The sequence below is a fragment of the Vreelandella olivaria genome (assembly GCF_023507745.1).
Taxonomy (GTDB): domain Bacteria; phylum Pseudomonadota; class Gammaproteobacteria; order Pseudomonadales; family Halomonadaceae; genus Vreelandella; species Vreelandella olivaria_A.
This window is the reverse complement of sequence record NZ_JALPZO010000026.1, coordinates 1-940: the sequence shown is the minus strand read 5'-3', so window position 1 is coordinate 940 and position 940 is coordinate 1. Positions and strand designations below refer to the sequence as shown.

Annotated in this window: 1 protein-coding gene; it reads right to left on the bottom strand. The window is 62.2% G+C overall.

What is annotated here, in order from left to right; translation table 11 throughout:
• Window position 1: 1 nt before the first annotated feature.
• Window positions 2–940: GLUG motif-containing protein (locus HP566_RS02065; protein ID WP_284041273.1), on the bottom strand; the 939-nt coding region annotated here is incomplete at its 5' end.

Sequence of the window (940 nt, the reverse complement as noted above, 5' to 3'; positions counted from 1 at the left end):
GCTAGGTGGCGGTGGCATCGTTGGCCGTCACCGTGACAGGCGTCAGGAAGCCGCGCAGCAGCGGCGTGGTATGCCCCTCGTAAATACGCCATACCGTATCGGTGCCGCCCTGGCCGTCGATATCCCAACCGACGAAGGTATCCAGTTGGGTCAACTGATCCCAGGTCCTACCGGTGCCAAGGGTGTTCAGGTTGGTATTGATGGGATTGCCATCGGCATCGGTGGTCGCGAAGTAGCTGGCGGCGATATTGCTGTTGGCAGCGACCGCCACCAGCCCGCCGACGGAATTGTTGCCCGTTACCTGCCCGGTAGCGTAGCTGGCGGCGATATCGCTGCTGTTGAGAGCGAGCCCCACCAGCCCGCCAACGAAAGTATCGCCCGTTACCTGCCCGGTAGCGTAGCTGGCGGCGATATCGCTGCGGTTAGCGACCCCCATCAGCCCTCCAACAGTATCGTTGCCCGTTACCTGCCCGGTGGCGTAGCTGTCGGCGATATTGCTGAGGTTAGCGCCCCCCACCAGCCCGCCAACAGTACCGTTGCCCGTTACCTGCCCGGTGGCGTAGCTGTCGGCGATATCGCTGCGGAAAGGGTGCCCCACCAGCCCGCCAACGTGATTGTGGCCCGTTATGTTGATCTCTCTAAGGCCGATACCGCGAAGCATCGCACTGTCTGTGGCGCCAAACAGGCCGATATAACTCTGACCGGGCCGGGCGATGGTCAGCCCGTCGATGGTATGGCCCAGCCCGGCGAAGGTGCCGGTGAAAAACGTCGAGGTGTTGCCAATGGGCGAAAAGCCCGCTGTGCTCCACATGTCGCTGAGATCGCTGCCGGCGGTGGCGCTGGCATCGATATCGCGGGTCACGCGGTAGTCGGCGTTCAGGTCCAGTGCCATCAACTGTAACTGGTGGGCGTTGGTGATGGTGGTGCTGTATTCACTATA